At 75.5% G+C, this 2,485-nt stretch carries 4 protein-coding genes; 3 read left to right on the forward strand and 1 reads right to left on the reverse strand.

Annotated features, from left to right (window positions below):
* The 3 genes from E1283_RS35175 to E1283_RS35185 all read left to right on the forward strand — a co-directional run.
* The coding region (locus E1283_RS35175; RefSeq protein WP_132822226.1) for a cytochrome P450 at nt 1-195 on the forward strand (195 nt) is incomplete at its 5' end.
* Nucleotides 196-233: 38 nt separating this feature from the next.
* Nucleotides 234-431, forward strand: a complete 198-nt coding sequence (locus E1283_RS35180; RefSeq protein ID WP_132822227.1) for a ferredoxin — start codon at nt 234-236, stop codon at nt 429-431.
* Nucleotides 428-1,600, forward strand: a complete 1,173-nt coding sequence (locus tag E1283_RS35185; protein ID WP_132822228.1) for an NAD(P)/FAD-dependent oxidoreductase — start codon at nt 428-430, stop codon at nt 1,598-1,600. Before E1283_RS35180 ends, E1283_RS35185 begins: the two co-directional genes overlap by 4 nt.
* A gap of 50 nt (nt 1,601-1,650) precedes the next feature.
* Here the strand turns inward: E1283_RS35185 and E1283_RS35190 are convergent, their stop codons facing one another.
* Nucleotides 1,651-2,322: a fasciclin domain-containing protein gene (locus E1283_RS35190; RefSeq protein ID WP_243745325.1), complete on the reverse strand. Its 672-nt coding sequence runs from the start codon at nt 2,320-2,322 to the stop codon at nt 1,651-1,653.
* Nucleotides 2,323-2,485 lie beyond the last annotated feature (163 nt).

Raw genomic sequence — 2,485 nt, forward strand, 5'->3', positions numbered from 1 at the left:
CGCCAGCACCAGGCGTTCGGCCACGGCCCCCACCAGTGCCTGGGCCAGAACCTGGCCCGCCTCGAACTCCAGGTCGTCTTCGGGACGCTGTACCGCCGCGTCCCCACCCTGCGACTCGCCGCCGACGTCCAGGAGTTGGCGTTCGACCACACCGGCACCACCTACGGCGTGACGTCGCTGCCCGTCGCCTGGTGACCCCCGCACTCCCGCACCCCGAGAAGGAGACCCCCACGATGCGTGTGGAACTCGACGAGCCCAAGTGTGTGGCGTCCGGCCAGTGCGTGCTGACCGCGCCCGAGGTCTTCGACCAGCGCGACGACGACGGGGTGGCGATCCTGCTGACGGAACACCCCGCCCCCGAACTCCTCGACGGCGTCCGGGAGGCCGTCGCCGTCTGCCCGGCCGCCGCGATCCGGCTGGCGGACCGGTGAGGCGGATCGTCGTCGTCGGCGCCTCGGCCGCCGGCCTGACCGCCGCCGAGACGCTGCGCCGGGAGGGCTTCGACGGCACCGTCACGCTCGTCGGCGACGAGCCGCACGCCCCCTACGACCGGCCCCCGCTCTCCAAGCAGCTGCTCGCCGGAGCCTGGCCGCCCGAGCGACTCGCCCTGCGCCCGCCGGCCGACCTCGCCGCCCTCGACCTCGACACCCGGCTCGGCGTCGCCGCGACCCGCCTCGATCTCCCCGGCCGCGCCGTGGAGTTGGCCGACGGCGAGCGGCTGCCCTACGACGGGTTGATCCTGGCCACCGGCGTCCGGCCGCGCCGGCTGCCGGGGGAGGGCGCCCATGTGCTGCGCACCCTGGACGACGCGCTGACGCTCCGCGCCGGCCTCGGGCCCGGCCGGCGGCTCGTGGTGGTCGGCGCCGGCTTCCTCGGCTCCGAAGTCGCCTCCGTGGCACGTAGGTCGGGCGCCCACGTCACGCTGCTCGAACCGGCCGGGGTGCCGCTGGCGCACGCGGTCGGGCGGCGGGTCGGCGAGGTGCTGTCCGAGGCGCACCGGGAACACGGCGTCGACCTGCGCGTCGGCGTGCCGGTGGCCGCCGTCACCGAGGACGGCGTCCGGCTGGCCGACGGGGCGGAGTTCGAGGCGGACGAGGTCCTGGTCGCGATCGGCTCGCTGCCCAACACCGAGTGGCTGGCGGACAGCGGGCTCACCGTCCTGGACGGCGTGGTGTGCGACGCGTACTGCGCCGCCGCGCCCGACGTCTACGCCGCCGGGGACGTGGCGCGCTGGCACAACCCGCTGTTCGACGCGTCGATGCGGATCGAGCACCGCGGCAACGCCGCCGAGCAGGGCATGGCGGCCGCCCGCAACCTGCTCGCCGACCCCGCCGCGCGCCGGCCGTTCGCCCCCGTGCCCTCCTTCTGGTCCGACCAGTACGACGCGCGGATCCAGGCGTACGGCCACCTGCGCGGCCACCAGGCCGTCGCGATCGTCGAAGGCGACCTGGCGGCCCGGCGGTTCGTCGCCGCCTACCGCGCCGGCGACCGACTGGTCGGCGCGCTGGCCGTCGGCATGCCGCCGAAGGCCGTCCGGCGCTGGCGGCGGTCCGTCGCCGCCCGCGCCGCCTGGACCGACGCGCTGGCCGCCGTCTCCTGAGGCACCGGCCGCACCGGCACCGACCTCCTCGTCGACGGCGGCCCGGCCGGCTACGGCATGAGCACGGAGTCGATCAGGTAGACGGTGGCGTTGGCGGTCCGCACGTTCCCGCAGACCACCGCGGCCTCCCCGTTGACCTCGAACGACTCGCCCTCGCCCGCCGTGGTCAGGGTGCCGCCCTGCAGCGTCTCGAACTCGCCGTCGGTCAGCTGCTCGGGCGACAGGCGCTCGCCGACGACGTGGTAGGTGAGCACGTCGGTCAGCGCGGCCTCGTCGGCCAGCAGCGCGGTCAGGTCCTCCTCGGGGACGGCGGCGAACGCGTCGTCGACCGGGGCGAAGACGGTCAGGGCCTCGGCGGTGTTGAGGGTGTCGCCGAGGCCGGCGGCGGTCACGGCCGCCACCAGCGTGGACAGCGCGGGGTTGTTGCTCGCGGCCGTGGCGACCGGGTCCTGGGCCATCCCGTCGAAGCTGCCGGCGCCGTCGGCCGGGACCCCGGAGCAGGCCGGACCGAACGGCTCGGCCGCGGTGTCCATGCCACCGTCGGCGTCGGCGTCGGCGTCCTGGTCCGCCGTCGGCTCCTCCTGGGGCGCCTCGCTCGCCGAGTTCCCCGAGTCGCCGGCGTCGGTCGAGTCGTCGTCGGAGGAACAGGCGGCCAGGCCGAGGGGCAGCGCGGCGGCGGCGACGAGGGCGATGGTGGTACGGCGCATGCGGTGGGTGTTCACGAGTTGTCTCCTGTGGCGTGGTGATCGTCAGGGGCGGGGCCGTGAACACGCTGGCAGATCTCGGACTGCTCGATATTTCCGAGGGTGACCGGATCTGCCTTGCGGATCCTGCGCGCCACCTCGACGGGCAGGGCCTCGCCGCCTTCCAGTCGGTACTGCGAGC

The organism is Streptomyces hainanensis (assembly GCF_004348415.1).
Lineage (GTDB): Bacteria > Actinomycetota > Actinomycetes > Streptomycetales > Streptomycetaceae > Streptomyces > Streptomyces hainanensis.

Coding starts and splice junctions, on each gene's coding strand:
- E1283_RS35180 (WP_132822227.1), top strand. CDS start 234: ATGCGTGTGGAACTCGACGAGCCCAAGTGTGTGGCGTCCGGCCAGTGC.